Below are 15,394 nucleotides of genomic sequence, written 5' to 3' on the forward strand. Positions count from 1 at the left end.
CTAGCCAGTGGCAAATATTAGCCTAATACACTCATTAAGTTAAACACTGGCAGGTACATAGAGATAACCAATCCGCCAATGACCACTCCAAGGAATATGATAATCAATGGCTCAAGCAACTTCCCGAGGTTATCGACGGTGTTATCGACTTCAAACTCGTAGACGTTTGCGACTTTATTAAGCATGTCATCCAGAGACCCCGTCTCTTCGCCAATCATGACCATCTGCAATACCATTTCAGGGAAAGCTTCGGTATTACGCATGGCGATATAAATAGGCATGCCTGCGGCAGTATCTTTATAAACTTGTTCGATAGCGACTTGGTAGTACAGGTTGCTCACCGTTTTAGAGCTGGTTTTAAGCCCATTAAGAATTGGAATGCCGGCATTAAAACTGGTCGCAAGTGTTCGGCTGAACTTCGCGATGGCGGCTTTACTTAAGACTCCTCCGAGGATTGGGAACGTTAATCCCCATCTTGAAGTTCTTAATCGAAATTTAAACGATCGCTTTCTCATAAGCTTAAAGGTGATACTCAGTGCGGTGATTGCGCCCACCATTTTCAAGGAATCGTGTTGTACGATGTGTGAGAGTTTCAATACCTGCTGGGTAAACCATGGTAATTCAGCCCCAAACCCTGTGAACATTGTTTCAAATTCTGGTATGACGAATTTTAGCATCAAAAAGGATACCCCAACCGCAGTCAAAAGAACCATCACTGGGTAGATCATCGCTTTGATAACTTTGGAGCGTAACTCCTCACTTTTTTCTTGGTAGGTTGCGATGCGTTCGAAAACATCGGACAAATTACCCGTTTGCTCGCCCGTTGCAATTAAGTCGGTGTAAAAACTGTCAAATAGTCTGTTGGATGTGCCGAGTGCTTTAGAGAGCGGGGTGCCTGCCTCTACGGCTTTGGTCACCTGAGATAGGATGGATTTCATCTCTGCTTTGTTGTGATTATCCGACACCATTTTTAAAGATTGCACTATTGGAACGCCAGTTCCCAGCATGGTCGCCATTTGACGAGTGAATATCATGATGTCTTTCTTTTTAACTTTGTGGCTCAGTTTGTCGAGTATAGAAATGCCCGACTTTCTGACTTTTTTAATTTGAACTCGTTGGCTTCGAAGCTTGTCGCGTACTTCCATTTCGGTGTAGGCCAAAAACTGACCTGATGTTTTCTTCCCTGAGCTGTTAATGCCTTTCCAGCGAAAGTTGTATAGCTTGAGGCGAGGGGTAACGGAACGTTCCAAACTGTCTCCTTACAAATACAAAACGCGTTGGAGCTCTTGGTAGCTCGTGATGCCTTGTTTCAAGATCTCAATACCCGATTGGCTGAGGGTCTTCATTCCGTTCTTAACGGCCAGCATTTCGATGTCGGCAATATTGGCTTTATGAGAAACCGCTTGCTGCATTTCCGCATCAAAAGGCATGACTTCATAAATACCAATGCGGCCACTGTACCCAGCGTTACAATCGGCGCAGCCTTCTTTTGATGCTTGAAAAAGGGGGCAGTCAGATTCGATTTGATGTTTTTCTAACAGGGCTGGAGAGAGCTGATGCGAGACTTTACAGTGCGGGCACAAACGTCTAGCCAAACGTTGCGCGATGATCAGGCTGAGTGAGGAAGAGAGGTTATACGGCTCAACCCCCATATTGCCCAATCGAATGACCGTTTCTGCTGCGGAGTTGGTGTGCAATGTCGATAGAACTAGGTGGCCTGTTTGGGCTGCCTTGATGGCGATCTCTGCCGTTTCAAAGTCTCGTATTTCCCCCAGCATGACGATGTCAGGGTCTTGTCGCAAGAAAGACTTGAGCGCTGCCGCAAAGGTGAAGCCGATCTTCGGTCGGATTTGGACTTGGTTGATGCCAGCTAGGTTGATTTCAACCGGATCTTCAGCGGTCGAAATATTGCGTTCAACCGTGTTGAGAATACTGAGCCCAGTATACAGGGAAACGGTTTTACCACTCCCTGTTGGACCCGTCATCAGGATCATGCCCTGAGGTCGACGTAACGCTTCGATATACAAGGCTTTTTGTTCCTCACTGTAGCCAAGCATGTCGATGTTCAAATTTGCACTGCTGCTGTCTAACAAACGCAGAACAATTTTTTCTCCCCAAAGGGTGGGCAGAGTGGAGACTCGAAGGTCGATTGCGGTTGTGTCACTGAGTTTCAGCTTAATACGTCCATCTTGAGGCAAGCGGCGTTCTGCAATGTCCAGTTTTGAGAGTATTTTTAACCGTGCGGCCAGCCTTCGCCCCAGCTGCGGTGCGGGGCTATTGGCTTGAATGAGAATGCCGTCGCAGCGCATCCGAATTCGATAGGTCTTTTCATAAGGTTCAAAGTGAATATCTGACGCGCCTTTACGTACGGCATCGAAGAGGACTTGATGAATAAAGCGACTGACGGGGGCATCATCTAAGCTGAGGTCTTCAGCCGATTCGAATTCATCGTCACTCACTTGAACCAAATCCGCGAGCTCTTCTTGCGTGATTTCTTTACCACCAGTGCTGCTATCGACTCTATTCTTGCCGTACATTCTACGAATGCAGCTGGTCAGTTCTCTCTCATCGCAAAGCAGGAGCTCGACTTGTTGATTGGTGGCAAAGCGAAACTCTTCTTCCGCTTCAACGATCGTTGGGTCGGATAGCGCAATAAACAGGGTATTGTTGTTGGACTCAACGGGCAGTGCATTGTAGCGGGTGATCAAATCTCTCAGACCAAGCTGTTCACACAAGGGGAGGTAATTGTATTGATGAGCTTCTATGACCGACAAACCAAAAATCTCAGCAATGTGCCGAGTCAATTCAAAAGCAGACAGTATACCAAGCGCAGTGATAGCACTGGGGACCGTGCCCCCAGTACTACCGACGTGCTCAATAATAGCCAGCTTGTGTTCTTCGCTAATGATATCGGCTTGGCGAAGAATGCTCACTAAATTGGTGTGCATGGGTTATGGCTTACAGCTTTTAGGAATTTCAGAACTCTCAATTTTACCCGCTGGCGTGAATGTACATGCCCATCCGCTTACTGATTTTGCAAGAGCAAGCGACGCTCCGGTTATCGAAGAATTTGTACCGAATTCAAAGTTAATGGTGCCTGTAGCACCGCTAATACCTGTAAAGGATAGCGTACCTAGCTTATTCATTGTTGTTGTTGCTCCGACTGCGGTAAAGCCATTTGCGTCGTTAGCAGGGAAAGTACCAATTTCTTGAATATGCATATCCACATTGGTTACTAGTGCACGTGCCGTTGCCAAACCTGTCGCTGCTTCTGATTTCTTAACATGATTTTTATAGGCGGGAATTGCCAAAGCAGACAGCACGCCAATAATCGCGACGACAATCATTAGTTCTATTAATGTAAAGCCTTGTTGTTTCCTATTTTGCATAAATAACTCCGTTTATAAGGTCGTATAAAAACAGAGCGAGGATAGGAGCGTGCCAAAAGTAAAGAAACTGTAATTAAAAGATTGCTGGAGGAGGATTTCAGAATTTTTATTTTGTTTCAGTATGTTACTGGTTTAGTGCGACTGGGTTCAAATGCGGTGAGTGATGTCAGTCGCAACCGTATGATAAGGTTAAAAAAAGGAAGTAGACCTTCCTTTTCAATTATAAGTTTACATTTATAAAATATTTCAGATTTGTGATGATGCTCAAATCCGAATTTTGTTAAATCTGAACTATGTAAGCCGCATGGAAAGATCCATGGCTTTCAAATGTTTAGTGAGTGCACCTACTGAAATATAGTCGACACCAGTATCCGCGTATTCGCGAATTGTCTCCAGAGTGACGTTTCCAGAATTTTCTAACGCTGCTTTACCCGCGTTAATTTTGACCGCCTCACGCATCATGTCTGTGGAGAAATTATCGAGCATGATGATGTCCGCGCCCGCTTCAATGGCTTCCTTTAGTTCGTCTAGATTTTCTGTTTCAACCTCGACAGGCTTTCCTGGGTTGAGTGCTTTAGCAGCTTCAATGGCTTTACGAATGCCACCACAGGCAACAATGTGGTTTTCTTTTATTAGGTAAGCATCAAAGACACCAATACGGTGATTGAACCCGCCGCCACAAGTTACCGCATATTTAAGCGCACTTCGTAAACCGGGGATGGTTTTTCGAGTGTCAAGCAGTCGGCAATTTGTGCCTTTCAGTTTTTCAGCGTATTTCGCAACCAAAGTGGCGCAGCCTGAAAGGGTTTGAATAAAGTTCATGGCGTTGCGTTCGCCTGTTAAAAGCGCTCTTGCCGGACCAGACAGGGTGCACAAGGTCTGATTAGGCTCGACTTTATCGCCATCTTGAACATGCCATTCGATGTTGACTTCACCACCAAGCTGTTTGAATACTTCGTCCGCCCATTCTTGACCGCAAAAGATGCCATGCTCTCGCGTAATAATGGTGGCGGTATTGGTTGCATCCTCTGGAATTAATGCTGCGGTGATGTCTGCTGTAGGATCAAGTGTGCCCCCTAAATCTTCTTTTAAGGTGCTCTCGACCGCACGTGTAATTTCCAATGGAAGTTGCTGTTTTAGGTAGTCAAGACGTTCTTGGCTGTTGTGTGTGTTTTTCATCGCAATTCAGTAAATACCAGAGGTTGAAATTGTCTGCATCATACTCTGGCTTGGAGGAGAATTCAGCTATTTATCGGGATAGAACTGAGTTAAGTGACATACTCGCCTCGTTTATGCCTGTTATCTCCAAACAGCCGCTGCTCTGCTTCTTGGTGTGACTTCGGTATATACTCTTAATAATGAGCTGTTTAATAAGAATCAAACAACATGAGAATTGATGAAAGTCATTGGCTTACAGAGATCAATAAGGTGGTGTCTCCTCATTACGATGAGCGCCCTGAAGGTGAGGGCATCTCTTTGCTAGTTGTGCATCACATCAGTTTGCCTCCTCGCCAATATGGTGGCACTTTTGTTGATGACTTTTTTGCCGGAAACCTAGATCCCACGCTGCATCCGTTTTTTGATGTCATTAAAACCCTTAAAGTGTCAGCCCACTGTTTGATTCGGCGTACGGGTGAAATCGTGCAATTTGTTCCGTTTGATAAGAGAGCATGGCATGCCGGAGTGTCGAGTTTTGCGGGGCGTGAGCGTTGTAATGACTATTCTATTGGTGTCGAACTGGAAGGGTGTGAATTCGACAGTTACACGTCTGAGCAATACGACTCGTTGGTTAAGTTAACTAAATTGCTGCAATCTCAATACCCAAGTATGAGTGACCACCGAATTACGGGGCATCAATATATCGCTCCTCTGCGCAAATCTGATCCTGGTCTCACATTTGATTGGCGGTATTTTCGCGCTCTTCTCAAAACCGGATCGAATTAGCATATTTTCAGTGTGTGAGCTGGATACTTGTTTTGCGTAAGGTGTCCAATGTTAACTTATGTGTGTCGAACACTAACTGAGTGTGTCGAATGCTAACTGAATGTGTCAAACACGGAGATGCGACTAAGCTCTATCTGCCGTTAAAAAAAAATTGTCATAACTTTTATTTATGTCACACAGATATTTATGTCACACAGAGCGATATATTAATTGGTAAGACCAATTGTATTGCTGTTTTAATGCGCTCTTGTTGTCTCTTGGTTAATTTGTTCTGCGTTCAATGATGTGCGTCAAGTTTTATCTGGACAGAAACGTTTTATTTATGTTATTTTTTTGCCCAATTTGAAATTGGTATTACCAATTGACTGCAAGAGTAGAAGAACAACACATATGGCTTATCAAAGGATTCGTCAGCCGAAACTCTCTGATGTTATTGAACAGGAGCTTGAACGGTTGATTTTGGAAGGAACGCTCTCACCGGGGGAACAATTACCACCGGAGCGAGAGTTGGCGAAGCAGTTTGATGTTTCGCGTCCTTCGGTCCGAGAAGCGATTCAGAGGCTGGAAGCAAAGCGATTGTTAACTCGTCGCCAAGGTGGCGGGACATTCGTCAGTGAGTCTCTCTGGAAAAGCTTTTCCGATCCTTTGTTAAACTTATTGTCCACCCATTCCGAGACCCAGTTAGATTTGCTGGAAGCACGACATGCGATGGAAGGGTTATCCGCTTACTTTGCGGCATTACGTGGTACCGATGAAGACTTTGAGCGAATCCAGCTCTGCTTAGAGCATATTCGTACAGCTCAAGACAAAAAAGACGTGGAAGTGGAAGCTTCTGCGGTTATGGCGTTCCTTATCGCCTTAACGGAAGCGGCACATAATGTGGTTTTACTTCATATCGTGCGTAGTTTGTCGCCTTTGCTTGAGCAAAACGTCTTGCAAAATTTAAAGCTCTTGCATCGCCGCGCAGAAGTGGTGGATAGAGTCAGTAAACATCGAGCTAATATTGTGGATGCGATTGTTTCTGGTCAGCCTGAACAGGCGCGTGAAATGTCTCACTCACATTTAGCTTATATCGAAGAAACATTGCTGGATTTAACTCGTGAAGAGTCTAGAAGAGAACGCTCTTTGCGCAGAATCCAGCGAGGTAACGAGTCGTAATCACGGCTTGTCACAAGTTTAAAGTAGATCCAACCAACAGAAGGATAGATCGCCATGTCTGATACGAAGCATGACGTAGACGCAATTGAAACTCAAGAATGGCTTCAGGCACTTGAGTCAGTCGTTCGTGAAGAAGGTGTAGAACGAGCTCAATTCTTGTTAGAACAAGTTTTAGATAAAGCACGCCTTGATGGTGTAGATATGCCAACAGGCATCACAACCAACTACATCAACACGATCCCAGCCGATCAAGAACCAGCTTACCCTGGTGACACAACGTTAGAGCGCCGTATTCGAGCCATTATTCGTTGGAATGCGGTGATGATCGTTTTGCGTGCTTCTAAGAAAGACTTAGACCTAGGTGGTCACATGGCTTCTTATCAGTCTGCAGCGGCATTCTACGAAGTCTGTTTCAACCACTTCTTCCGTGCTCCCAATGAGACCGATGGTGGCGATCTGGTTTATTATCAAGGTCATATTTCTCCGGGGATTTACTCGCGTGCATTTGTTGAAGGTCGTCTAACGGAAGAGCAACTAGACAACTTCCGTCAAGAAGTAGACGGTAAAGGTATTCCTTCATACCCACACCCTAAACTGATGCCTGAATTCTGGCAGTTCCCCACTGTATCTATGGGCTTAGGTCCTATTTCAGCGATTTATCAAGCCCGTTTCCTTAAGTATCTTGATGGTCGTGGCTTAAAAGATACTTCTGCTCAACGTGTGTACGCTTTCCTAGGCGACGGTGAGATGGATGAGCCAGAATCACGTGGTTCTCTATCATTCGCTGCACGTGAGAAGCTGGACAACCTATGCTTCCTAATCAACTGTAACCTTCAGCGCCTAGATGGCCCTGTTATGGGTAACGGTAGCATCATCCAAGAGCTCGAAGGTCTATTCAAAGGCGCGGGTTGGAACGTGGTTAAAGTTATCTGGGGCAGCAACTGGGATGCCTTGCTTGCGAAAGATACGACAGGTAAATTACTTCAGTTAATGAACGAAACTGTCGATGGCGATTACCAAACATTTAAGTCGAAAGATGGCGCATACGTACGTAAGCACTTCTTCGGTAAATACCCTGAGACAGCGGCACTTGTTGCTGATATGACCGATGACGAAATTTTTGCCCTTAAGCGTGGCGGTCATGAGTCCTCTAAGCTTTACGCAGCCTACAAAAATGCGGCAGAAACGACGGGTCGTCCAACGGTTATCCTTGCTAAGACTGTAAAAGGTTACGGCATGGGTGAAGCCGCTGAAGGTAAGAACATCGCGCACCAAGTTAAGAAGATGGATATGACTCACGTACTTCACCTACGTGATCGTCTAGGTCTTCAAGACATCTTAACTGACGATGCAGTGAAAGAGCTTCCGTACTTGAAACTGGAAGAAGGTTCGGCTGAATACGACTACCTTCATGCGCGTCGTAAAGATCTAAAAGGTTATACGCCACAGCGTTTGCCTAACTTTACTCAAGAGCTTAAGATTCCTGAGCTAGAAGAATTTGCTCCATTATTGAGCGAGCAAAAGCGTGAAATCTCAACGACGATGGCTTATGTTCGTACGTTAAATATCCTTCTCAAGAATAAAGGCATCGGCAAAAACGTCGTCCCTATTATCTGTGATGAAGCGCGTACGTTTGGTATGGAAGGTCTATTCCGTCAAATAGGTATTTATAACCCGCACGGTCAAGAATACACACCTGAAGATAAAGGCATTGTTTCTTACTACAAAGAAGCGACTTCTGGTCAGGTTCTACAAGAAGGCATCAACGAGCTAGGCTCAATGGCCTCTTGGGTTGCGGCTGCGACGTCTTACAGCACCAACGACCTGCCAATGATTCCATTCTACATCTACTACTCTATGTTCGGTTTCCAACGTGTTGGTGACATGGCGTGGATGGCGGGCGACCAACAAGCACGTGGCTTCCTACTGGGTGCAACGGCTGGTCGTACAACATTGAACGGTGAAGGTCTACAGCACGAGGACGGTCATTCGCACGTGTTAGCGAACACTATCCCTAACTGTATTTCTTACGATCCAACGTTTGCGTATGAAGTCGCTGTGATCATGCAAGACGGTATCCGTCGTATGTACGGCGCTGGTCAAGAAAACGTGTTCTACTACCTAACGGTAATGAACGAAAACTACGCGATGCCAGCTATGCCTGAAGGCGCTGAAGAAGGCATTCGTAAAGGTATTTACAAGCTTGAATCTTACGCTGGTGCTAAGTCTAAAGTTCAACTATTGAGCTCTGGCACAATTATGAACGAAGTGCGTAAAGCCGCGACTATCCTAAGTGAAGAGTACGGTGTAGCGTCTGATGTATTCTCTGTGACCTCATTCAATGAGCTAACTCGTGATGGTCAGAGCGCAGAGCGTTACAATATGCTTCACCCTGAAGCCGAAGCGAAAGTTCCGTACATCACAACAGTACTTGGCACTGAGCCAACCATTGCTGCGACGGACTACATGAAGAACTACGCTGAGCAAGTTCGCGCGTTCATCCCGGCTGATTCTTTCAAGGTTCTTGGTACTGACGGTTTTGGCCGCTCAGATAGCCGAGAAAACCTACGTCGTCACTTTGAAGTGAATGCCGGTTACGTTGTGGTTGCGGCACTAACTGAACTAGCGAAGCGTGGTGATGTTGAGAAATCAGTGGTTGTTGAAGCCATTAAAAAGTTCGACATCGACACTGAAAAAACCAACCCGCTATACGCATAAGACAACGCTTAATTTAGAAGGTAGATAAGCAATGGCAATCGAAATTAATGTGCCTGACATCGGTGCAGATGAGGTTGAAGTTACTGAGATTCTTGTAAGCGTTGGCGACAAGGTCGAAGAAGAACAATCCCTTATCACGGTAGAAGGTGATAAAGCCTCTATGGAAGTTCCTGCATCTCAAGCGGGCGTAGTGAAAGAGATAAAAGTAACGGAAGGTGATTCAGTCACCACTGGCACTTTGATCATGATCTTTGAAGCAGAGGGAGCGGCGGAAGCGGCGGAAGCGGCACCTGCGCCAGCTACGGAAGCGGCTCCTGTCGCTGAAGCAGCGCCGGCAGCACCTGTTGCGTCTGCAGAGAAAGAAATTCATGTTCCAGATATCGGTGGCGACGAAGTTGAAGTGACTGAGATCATGGTAGCGGTTGGCGATGCAGTCGAAGAAGAGCAGTCTCTTATCACTGTTGAAGGCGACAAAGCGTCCATGGAAGTGCCTGCACCGTTCGCTGGTACAGTAAAAGAGATCAAGATTAACGCTGGCGACAAAGTGTCGACAGGTTCTCTCATCATGACGTTTGTTGTAGAAGGCGCTGTGCCAGCTCCTGCCCCAGCTCAAGCTGAAGCAGCTGCTCCTGCGGCGGCTCCAGCAAAAACGGAAGCACCAAAAGCGGCTCCAGCTGCGTCTACGGGGGATTTCCAAGAGAACAACGAGTACGCTCATGCCTCTCCAGTTGTTCGTCGTCTCGCTCGTGAGTTTGGCGTAAACCTATCTAAGGTGAAAGGTTCGGGTCGTAAGAGTCGCATCTTGAAAGAAGATGTTCAGTCTTACGTTAAAGATGCACTCAAGCGTCTAGAGTCGGGCTCTGCTGCTTCAGGCAGTGGCGATGGTTCGGCGTTAGGTCTACTTCCTTGGCCAAAAGTTGATTTCAGCAAGTTCGGTGAAACAGAAGTTCAGAAACTGTCTAAAATTAAGAAGATTTCTGGCGCAAATCTACACCGTAACTGGGTGATGATCCCTCACGTTACACAGTGGGATAACGCAGACATCACTGAGCTAGAAGCATTCCGTAAAGAGCAGAATGCAATCGAAGCGAAGAAAGATTCGGGCATGAAGATCACGCCACTTGTGTTCATCATGAAAGCGGTGGCGAAAGCGCTAGAAGCGTTCCCTGCATTCAACTCGTCTCTTTCTGAAGATGGTGAAAGCATCATTCTTAAGAAATACGTGAACGTCGGTATTGCAGTAGATACACCAAATGGCCTGGTTGTTCCTGTATTCAAAGACGTGAACAAGAAAGGTATTTACGAGTTATCTGAAGAGCTGATGGTGGTGTCTAAGAAAGCCCGCGCTGGTAAGCTGACGGCGGGTGACATGCAAGGTGGATGTTTCACTATTTCTAGCTTGGGTGGTATCGGCGGAACAGCATTTACACCAATCGTGAATGCACCAGAAGTCGGAATTCTAGGTGTATCCAAGTCTGAAATGAAGCCTGTATGGAATGGTAAAGAGTTCACGCCACGTCTGCAGTTGCCATTATCGCTTTCATACGACCACCGTGTGATTGATGGTGCAGAAGGTGCGCGCTTCATCACTTACTTGAATGGTTGCTTAAGCGATATCCGTCGCTTAGTGCTATAAGTCAAGATACGTAAAATCAGGGCGGCTATTAGCCGCCCTTAAATTACAAGCTAACGGTTTGATTTAACCTTGTTGATAATAAGCGAATCTCAATCGAACTGTTGTCTGGCTCACAGGCTAAATGGATTTACTTTTCACACCTTTAACAACTCTGTAAACTGTTTCGGTCTGAAAATAAAACGTTCTAAAAAAGAATTCATTGAACCCCCACTCAGCCTGTTAGGGATAATGACTACAAGAGGTCAAAATGAGCAAAGAAATTAAAGCCCAAGTTGTTGTACTTGGTTCTGGTCCTGCTGGTTACTCTGCTGCATTCCGTTGTGCGGATTTAGGTCTAGAAACCGTACTTATCGAGCGTTACACCACTCTAGGTGGAGTGTGTCTAAATGTGGGGTGTATCCCATCTAAAGCACTGCTACACGTATCTAAAGTGATCGAAGAAGCGAAAGCAATGGCTGATCACGGTGTGGTATTTGGTGAACCGCAAACGGACATCAACAAAATCCGAATCTGGAAAGAAAAGGTGGTTAATCAGCTAACTGGCGGTCTTGGCGGTATGGCTAAGATGCGTAATATCACTGTGGTTAATGGTTACGGTAAATTCACTGGTCCTAACTCGATCCTTGTCGAAGGAGAAAGCGAAGCGACGACGGTGAACTTTGACAACGCCATCATTGCCGCAGGTTCTCGTCCAATTAAACTTCCGTTTATTCCACATGAAGATCCTCGTATTTGGGATTCTACCGATGCGCTGGAACTGAAAGAAGTCCCGGGTAAACTGCTTATTATGGGCGGTGGTATCATTGGTCTTGAAATGGGCACAGTATACCAGTCTCTAGGTTCCAAGGTTGACGTTGTTGAGATGTTTGACCAAGTGATCCCTGCCGCGGATAAAGACATCGTTAAGGTTTACACTAAGCGAGTCAAAGACAAGTTCAACTTGATGCTAGAAACCAAAGTGACGGCTGTTGAAGCGAAAGAAGATGGTATCTACGTATCAATGGAAGGCAAAAAAGCGCCGGCAGAAGCTGAACGTTATGATGCTGTTCTTGTGGCGATTGGTCGTGTGCCGAACGGTCTTCTTATCGATGGTGAAAAAGCCGGTATCGAAATTGATGAGCGTGGCTTTATCAATGTTGATAAGCAAATGCGCACAAACGTACCTCATATCTTTGCGATTGGTGATGTTGTCGGTCAGCCAATGTTGGCACACAAAGGTGTGCACGAAGGTCATGTGGCGGCGGAAGTGATTTCTGGTAAGAAACACTACTTCGATCCTAAAGTTATTCCTTCAATTGCTTACACTGAGCCAGAAGTGGCATGGGTGGGTAAAACAGAGAAAGAAGCAAAAGCGGAAGGCATCAACTACGAAACAGCCACTTTCCCATGGGCTGCATCTGGACGTGCAATCGCGTCTGACTGTGCGGATGGTATGACGAAGCTTATTTTCGATAAAGAAACACACCGCGTTATCGGTGGCGCTATTGTGGGTACGAACGGTGGTGAGCTACTCGGTGAAATTGGTTTGGCTATCGAGATGGGCTGTGATGCGGAAGACATCGCCCTGACCATTCATGCTCACCCAACGTTACACGAATCTGTCGGTTTGGCTGCTGAAGTGTTTGAAGGTTCTATTACTGACCTTCCAAACAAGAAGGCTGTGAAGAAGAAAAAGTAACTTTTCTTTATGCTGAATGATAAAAGCCGCTGCCAGTCAGCGGTTTTTTGTTACAAGCTTTCGCGGCTTTTGCTAGTAGCTCAGGTTAGATGGTTGACTCTAACAAAAAAACGGAGGGAAAACCCTCCGTTTGTCGATTTTGCAGTTTACAAAAGGACGTTTTAATCTTGCTTGTAAATGCAAAGCATACCTAAGAAGCTGCCTACAAGCCCTTCTAAGTACTCAGGGTCTGGGTTGCGGTTAGCTTGAACATAAAGGGAGTAGCAAATGCCGTGTAATAGCTTAGCTAAGTCTTCTGCTTTGTGTTCATCACATACTTCACCACGCTGCATGGCTGCTAGGAACATCTCTTCAACACGCTTCTGAGAGCTTTCGTTACTGGATAGGAACAAAGGCCATACCTCTTCACGAGTGGAGGTGCTCCATTCGAACCAAACTTTCATCCAGTGCGTGCCATCCAGTGCAGATTTGATGATGTTCTTGGTTAGGCTCGTCAAGTTTTCTTCAGCCGTCGCTTCTGGAAGAATGCTTTCGTCGATGAACTGAGCGTATTGCTTTTCAACTTGGCTCAACACTTCATCAACCAAATCTTCACGCGTTTGGAAGTAGTTAAAAACAGTAGCCACTGATACCTGAGCAATCTCAGCAATATCAGCGTGACCACCGCGACCGATGCCGCGTTTTGCGAATACTTCGATCGCAATATCATGAAGTTGCTCTTTACGCTTTTGTGGAGATAGCCTTGTTCTTGGACGTTTTTTTACAGTATCCATAATTGATTTTCCTTGCCAACATATGAAGTTTAATGATTATTTTATAATTAGATTTGCCATATGAGTGTAATGGTGCATATAAAAGTGTCAATCAGGAAATATTAAAAAGTACTTAATTTCATGACCAAGTTAAAATTTACCCTGAGTCGTTTGCAGTGGTAAAATGTGTCAATGAGTGCACATTAACGAAAATTCAAATTATTGATAATGTGATTTTATTTGCAAAATCAGCCACTAATTAATTGAGAGCAGTATGAAACATACAGTTGAAGTCATGATTTCTGAGCAAGACGTTCAGGATCGAGTTATCGAATTGGGTAAAAAAATTACTGAGCGCTACAAAGATTCAGATAAAGAATTGGTGCTGGTGGGGCTGCTTCGTGGTTCATTCGTTTTTATGGCTGATCTGACGCGTGCTATTGGTAAGAACCATTCTGTCGATTTTATGACCGCTTCTAGCTACGGCAATTCAATGGAAAGCTCTCGTGATGTGCGTATTTTAAAAGATCTGGATGATGATATTAAAGGCAAAGACGTTTTGTTGGTGGAAGACATTATCGATACTGGTAACACGTTGAGCAAGGTGTGTGAAATTTTAGAAATACGTGAACCCGCGTCTATTGAAATTTGTACGTTGTTAGACAAACCATCACGCCGTGAAATTGCCGTGGATGCACAATTTATTGGCTTTGAAATTCCGGATGAGTTTGTTGTTGGTGTCGGTATCGATTACGCACAGAAATACCGTAACTTACCGTACATTGGAAAAGTGGTTCCGCAGGAATAAAGGCCTACCCGTATAGTAAATAGAAGAGACGCCACTGTTATAGTGGCGTTTTGTCTGCTGCTTTTGGGGGTTACAATTCTTGAATAAAGCGCAGCCGCCGCTTGTCTAGCTCCTCACGTATGTCTTTTCCTTGAAATCCATCTCGAATGACGTTTTGAACATCCGCTTGTAATGCGGCTTGATACGCTTGATTAAAAAGTGTTGATTGAGGGTAGGGATGGTTTTCCAAGCCCAGTCGACCACGATGATCGGCTTCACAGCAGACCAAGAGCTGCGCTAGGCGTTCCGGTTTACGCCATACATTTAGTTTATTCAGGATCTTAAGCTTTGTTTTTGCTCGTAGCTCTGCTGCTCGGTGTATATTGGTGTGGTGTTCACATACAACGAGTGCCGTGTCTCGGTATTCATTTGGAATCTTAATGCGCTGACATAATGCCTTAATAATATTGAGCCCGGTATGGCAATGCATTTTATGGCTTGGCCACTCTTCTTTCGGTGTGACGCCTTTCCCCAAGTCGTGAACTTGCGCCGCAAATCGAATCACAGGGTCTCGACTCAAATTGGCGGCTTGTCTAGCAACCATCAATGTGTGGATGCCAGTATCGATTTCTGGGTGCCACTGTTGCGGTTGAGGTACACCAAATAGTGCGTCCAATTCCGGTAGAATGACACTTAATGCGCCACATTGTCTGAGTATCTCAAGGAAAACGTCAGGTCTGTCTGTACTGAGAGATTTGTACCATTCCTGCCAAACACGCTCGGGCGTCAAGTGTTCAAGCTCTCCGGATTGCGTTATCTTTGACATCAACTTGAGAGTGTCGTCTGCGACAGTAAACCCTAATGAAGCCAGTTTGGCAGCGAATCGTGCCACTCTAAGAACACGAAGAGGGTCCTCTGTAAACGCATCTGACACATGGCGCAAGATTTTGTTGTGTAGATCAACTTGCCCGCCGTAAGGGTCAACGATAGTTCCATCTTTGTGTTGAGCCATGGCGTTAATGGTTAAATCTCTTCGGAAAAGGTCATCCTCAATGGTCACATCAGGCGCAAAGTGACATTCAAATCCTGTGTAACCATGCCCAGATTTGCGCTCTGTACGAGCCAATGCGTACTCTTCGTGGCTTTCGGGGTGCAAGAACACAGGAAAGTCTTTACCGACGGCTTGGAATCTATTGGCAAGCATTTTTTCTGGCGAGCTACCAACCACAACCCAATCTTTGTCGTGTACTGGAATGCCTAGCAATTGATCTCGCACCGCACCACCGACTAAATATACGTCCAAGTTTGACCTCCTAATTATGCCATGGAGCT

The 15,394-nt window shown here is 45.5% G+C and carries 12 protein-coding genes; 6 read left to right on the plus strand and 6 right to left on the minus strand.

Going from position 1 to position 15,394, the window contains the following annotated elements; all coding sequences use genetic code 11:
• Window positions 1-17: 17 nt before the first annotated feature.
• The 4 genes from HC752_RS00405 to nadC form a co-directional block, all read right to left on the minus strand.
• Complete coding sequence (locus HC752_RS00405; protein WP_190333110.1) at window positions 18-1,250, minus strand: type II secretion system F family protein; 1,233 nt, start codon at window positions 1,248-1,250, stop codon at window positions 18-20.
• Between the two features lie 9 nt (window positions 1,251-1,259).
• The gene (gene pilB / locus HC752_RS00410; protein WP_190333111.1) at window positions 1,260-2,948 is read right to left on the minus strand and encodes a type IV-A pilus assembly ATPase PilB; all 1,689 of its coding nucleotides are present in this window, start codon (window positions 2,946-2,948) and stop codon (window positions 1,260-1,262) included.
• A 3-nt stretch (window positions 2,949-2,951) separates the two neighbouring features.
• On the minus strand, window positions 2,952-3,389 hold the full coding sequence (locus tag HC752_RS00415) for a pilin (protein WP_190333112.1): 438 nt from the start codon (window positions 3,387-3,389) through the stop codon (window positions 2,952-2,954).
• 291 nt (window positions 3,390-3,680) lie between these two features.
• Window positions 3,681-4,568 (minus strand): carboxylating nicotinate-nucleotide diphosphorylase, encoded by an 888-nt coding sequence (gene nadC, locus HC752_RS00420; RefSeq protein ID WP_190333113.1) that lies wholly within the window; start codon window positions 4,566-4,568, stop codon window positions 3,681-3,683.
• A 207-nt stretch (window positions 4,569-4,775) separates the two neighbouring features.
• Between nadC and ampD the strand changes: the two genes are divergently transcribed.
• The 5 genes from ampD to lpdA all read left to right on the plus strand — a co-directional run bounded on the left by ampD (window position 4,776) and on the right by lpdA (window position 12,523).
• Entirely contained in the window at window positions 4,776-5,333 is a 558-nt protein-coding gene (gene ampD, locus HC752_RS00425) for a 1,6-anhydro-N-acetylmuramyl-L-alanine amidase AmpD (RefSeq protein WP_190333114.1), read from the plus strand.
• A gap of 390 nt (window positions 5,334-5,723) precedes the next feature.
• A complete protein-coding gene (gene pdhR, locus HC752_RS00430) occupies window positions 5,724-6,491 on the plus strand; it encodes a pyruvate dehydrogenase complex transcriptional repressor PdhR (protein ID WP_190333115.1) in 768 nt (255 codons plus the stop codon).
• Between the two features lie 54 nt (window positions 6,492-6,545).
• Complete coding sequence (aceE, locus tag HC752_RS00435; RefSeq protein ID WP_190333116.1) at window positions 6,546-9,209, plus strand: pyruvate dehydrogenase (acetyl-transferring), homodimeric type; 2,664 nt, start codon at window positions 6,546-6,548, stop codon at window positions 9,207-9,209.
• Between the two features lie 31 nt (window positions 9,210-9,240).
• A complete protein-coding gene (aceF, locus tag HC752_RS00440; protein WP_190333117.1) occupies window positions 9,241-10,845 on the plus strand; it encodes a pyruvate dehydrogenase complex dihydrolipoyllysine-residue acetyltransferase in 1,605 nt (534 codons plus the stop codon).
• 247 nt (window positions 10,846-11,092) lie between these two features.
• On the plus strand, window positions 11,093-12,523 hold the full coding sequence (gene lpdA, locus HC752_RS00445; protein WP_190333118.1) for a dihydrolipoyl dehydrogenase: 1,431 nt from the start codon (window positions 11,093-11,095) through the stop codon (window positions 12,521-12,523).
• Window positions 12,524-12,684: 161 nt separating this feature from the next.
• Here the strand turns inward: lpdA and HC752_RS00450 are convergent, their stop codons facing one another.
• The gene (locus HC752_RS00450) at window positions 12,685-13,296 is read right to left on the minus strand and encodes a TetR/AcrR family transcriptional regulator (RefSeq protein ID WP_190333119.1); all 612 of its coding nucleotides are present in this window, start codon (window positions 13,294-13,296) and stop codon (window positions 12,685-12,687) included.
• A gap of 253 nt (window positions 13,297-13,549) precedes the next feature.
• Here HC752_RS00450 and hpt point away from each other — a divergent pair, with 253 nt between their 5' ends.
• Entirely contained in the window at window positions 13,550-14,083 is a 534-nt protein-coding gene (gene hpt, locus HC752_RS00455; protein ID WP_190333120.1) for a hypoxanthine phosphoribosyltransferase, read from the plus strand.
• Window positions 14,084-14,153: 70 nt separating this feature from the next.
• Here the strand turns inward: hpt and HC752_RS00460 are convergent, their stop codons facing one another.
• Window positions 14,154-15,365: a multifunctional CCA addition/repair protein gene (locus HC752_RS00460; protein ID WP_190333121.1), complete on the minus strand. Its 1,212-nt coding sequence runs from the start codon at window positions 15,363-15,365 to the stop codon at window positions 14,154-14,156.
• Between the last annotated feature and the right edge of the window lie 29 nt (window positions 15,366-15,394).

The sequence above is a fragment of the Vibrio sp. S9_S30 genome (assembly GCF_014694455.1).
GTDB lineage: Bacteria > Pseudomonadota > Gammaproteobacteria > Enterobacterales > Vibrionaceae > Vibrio.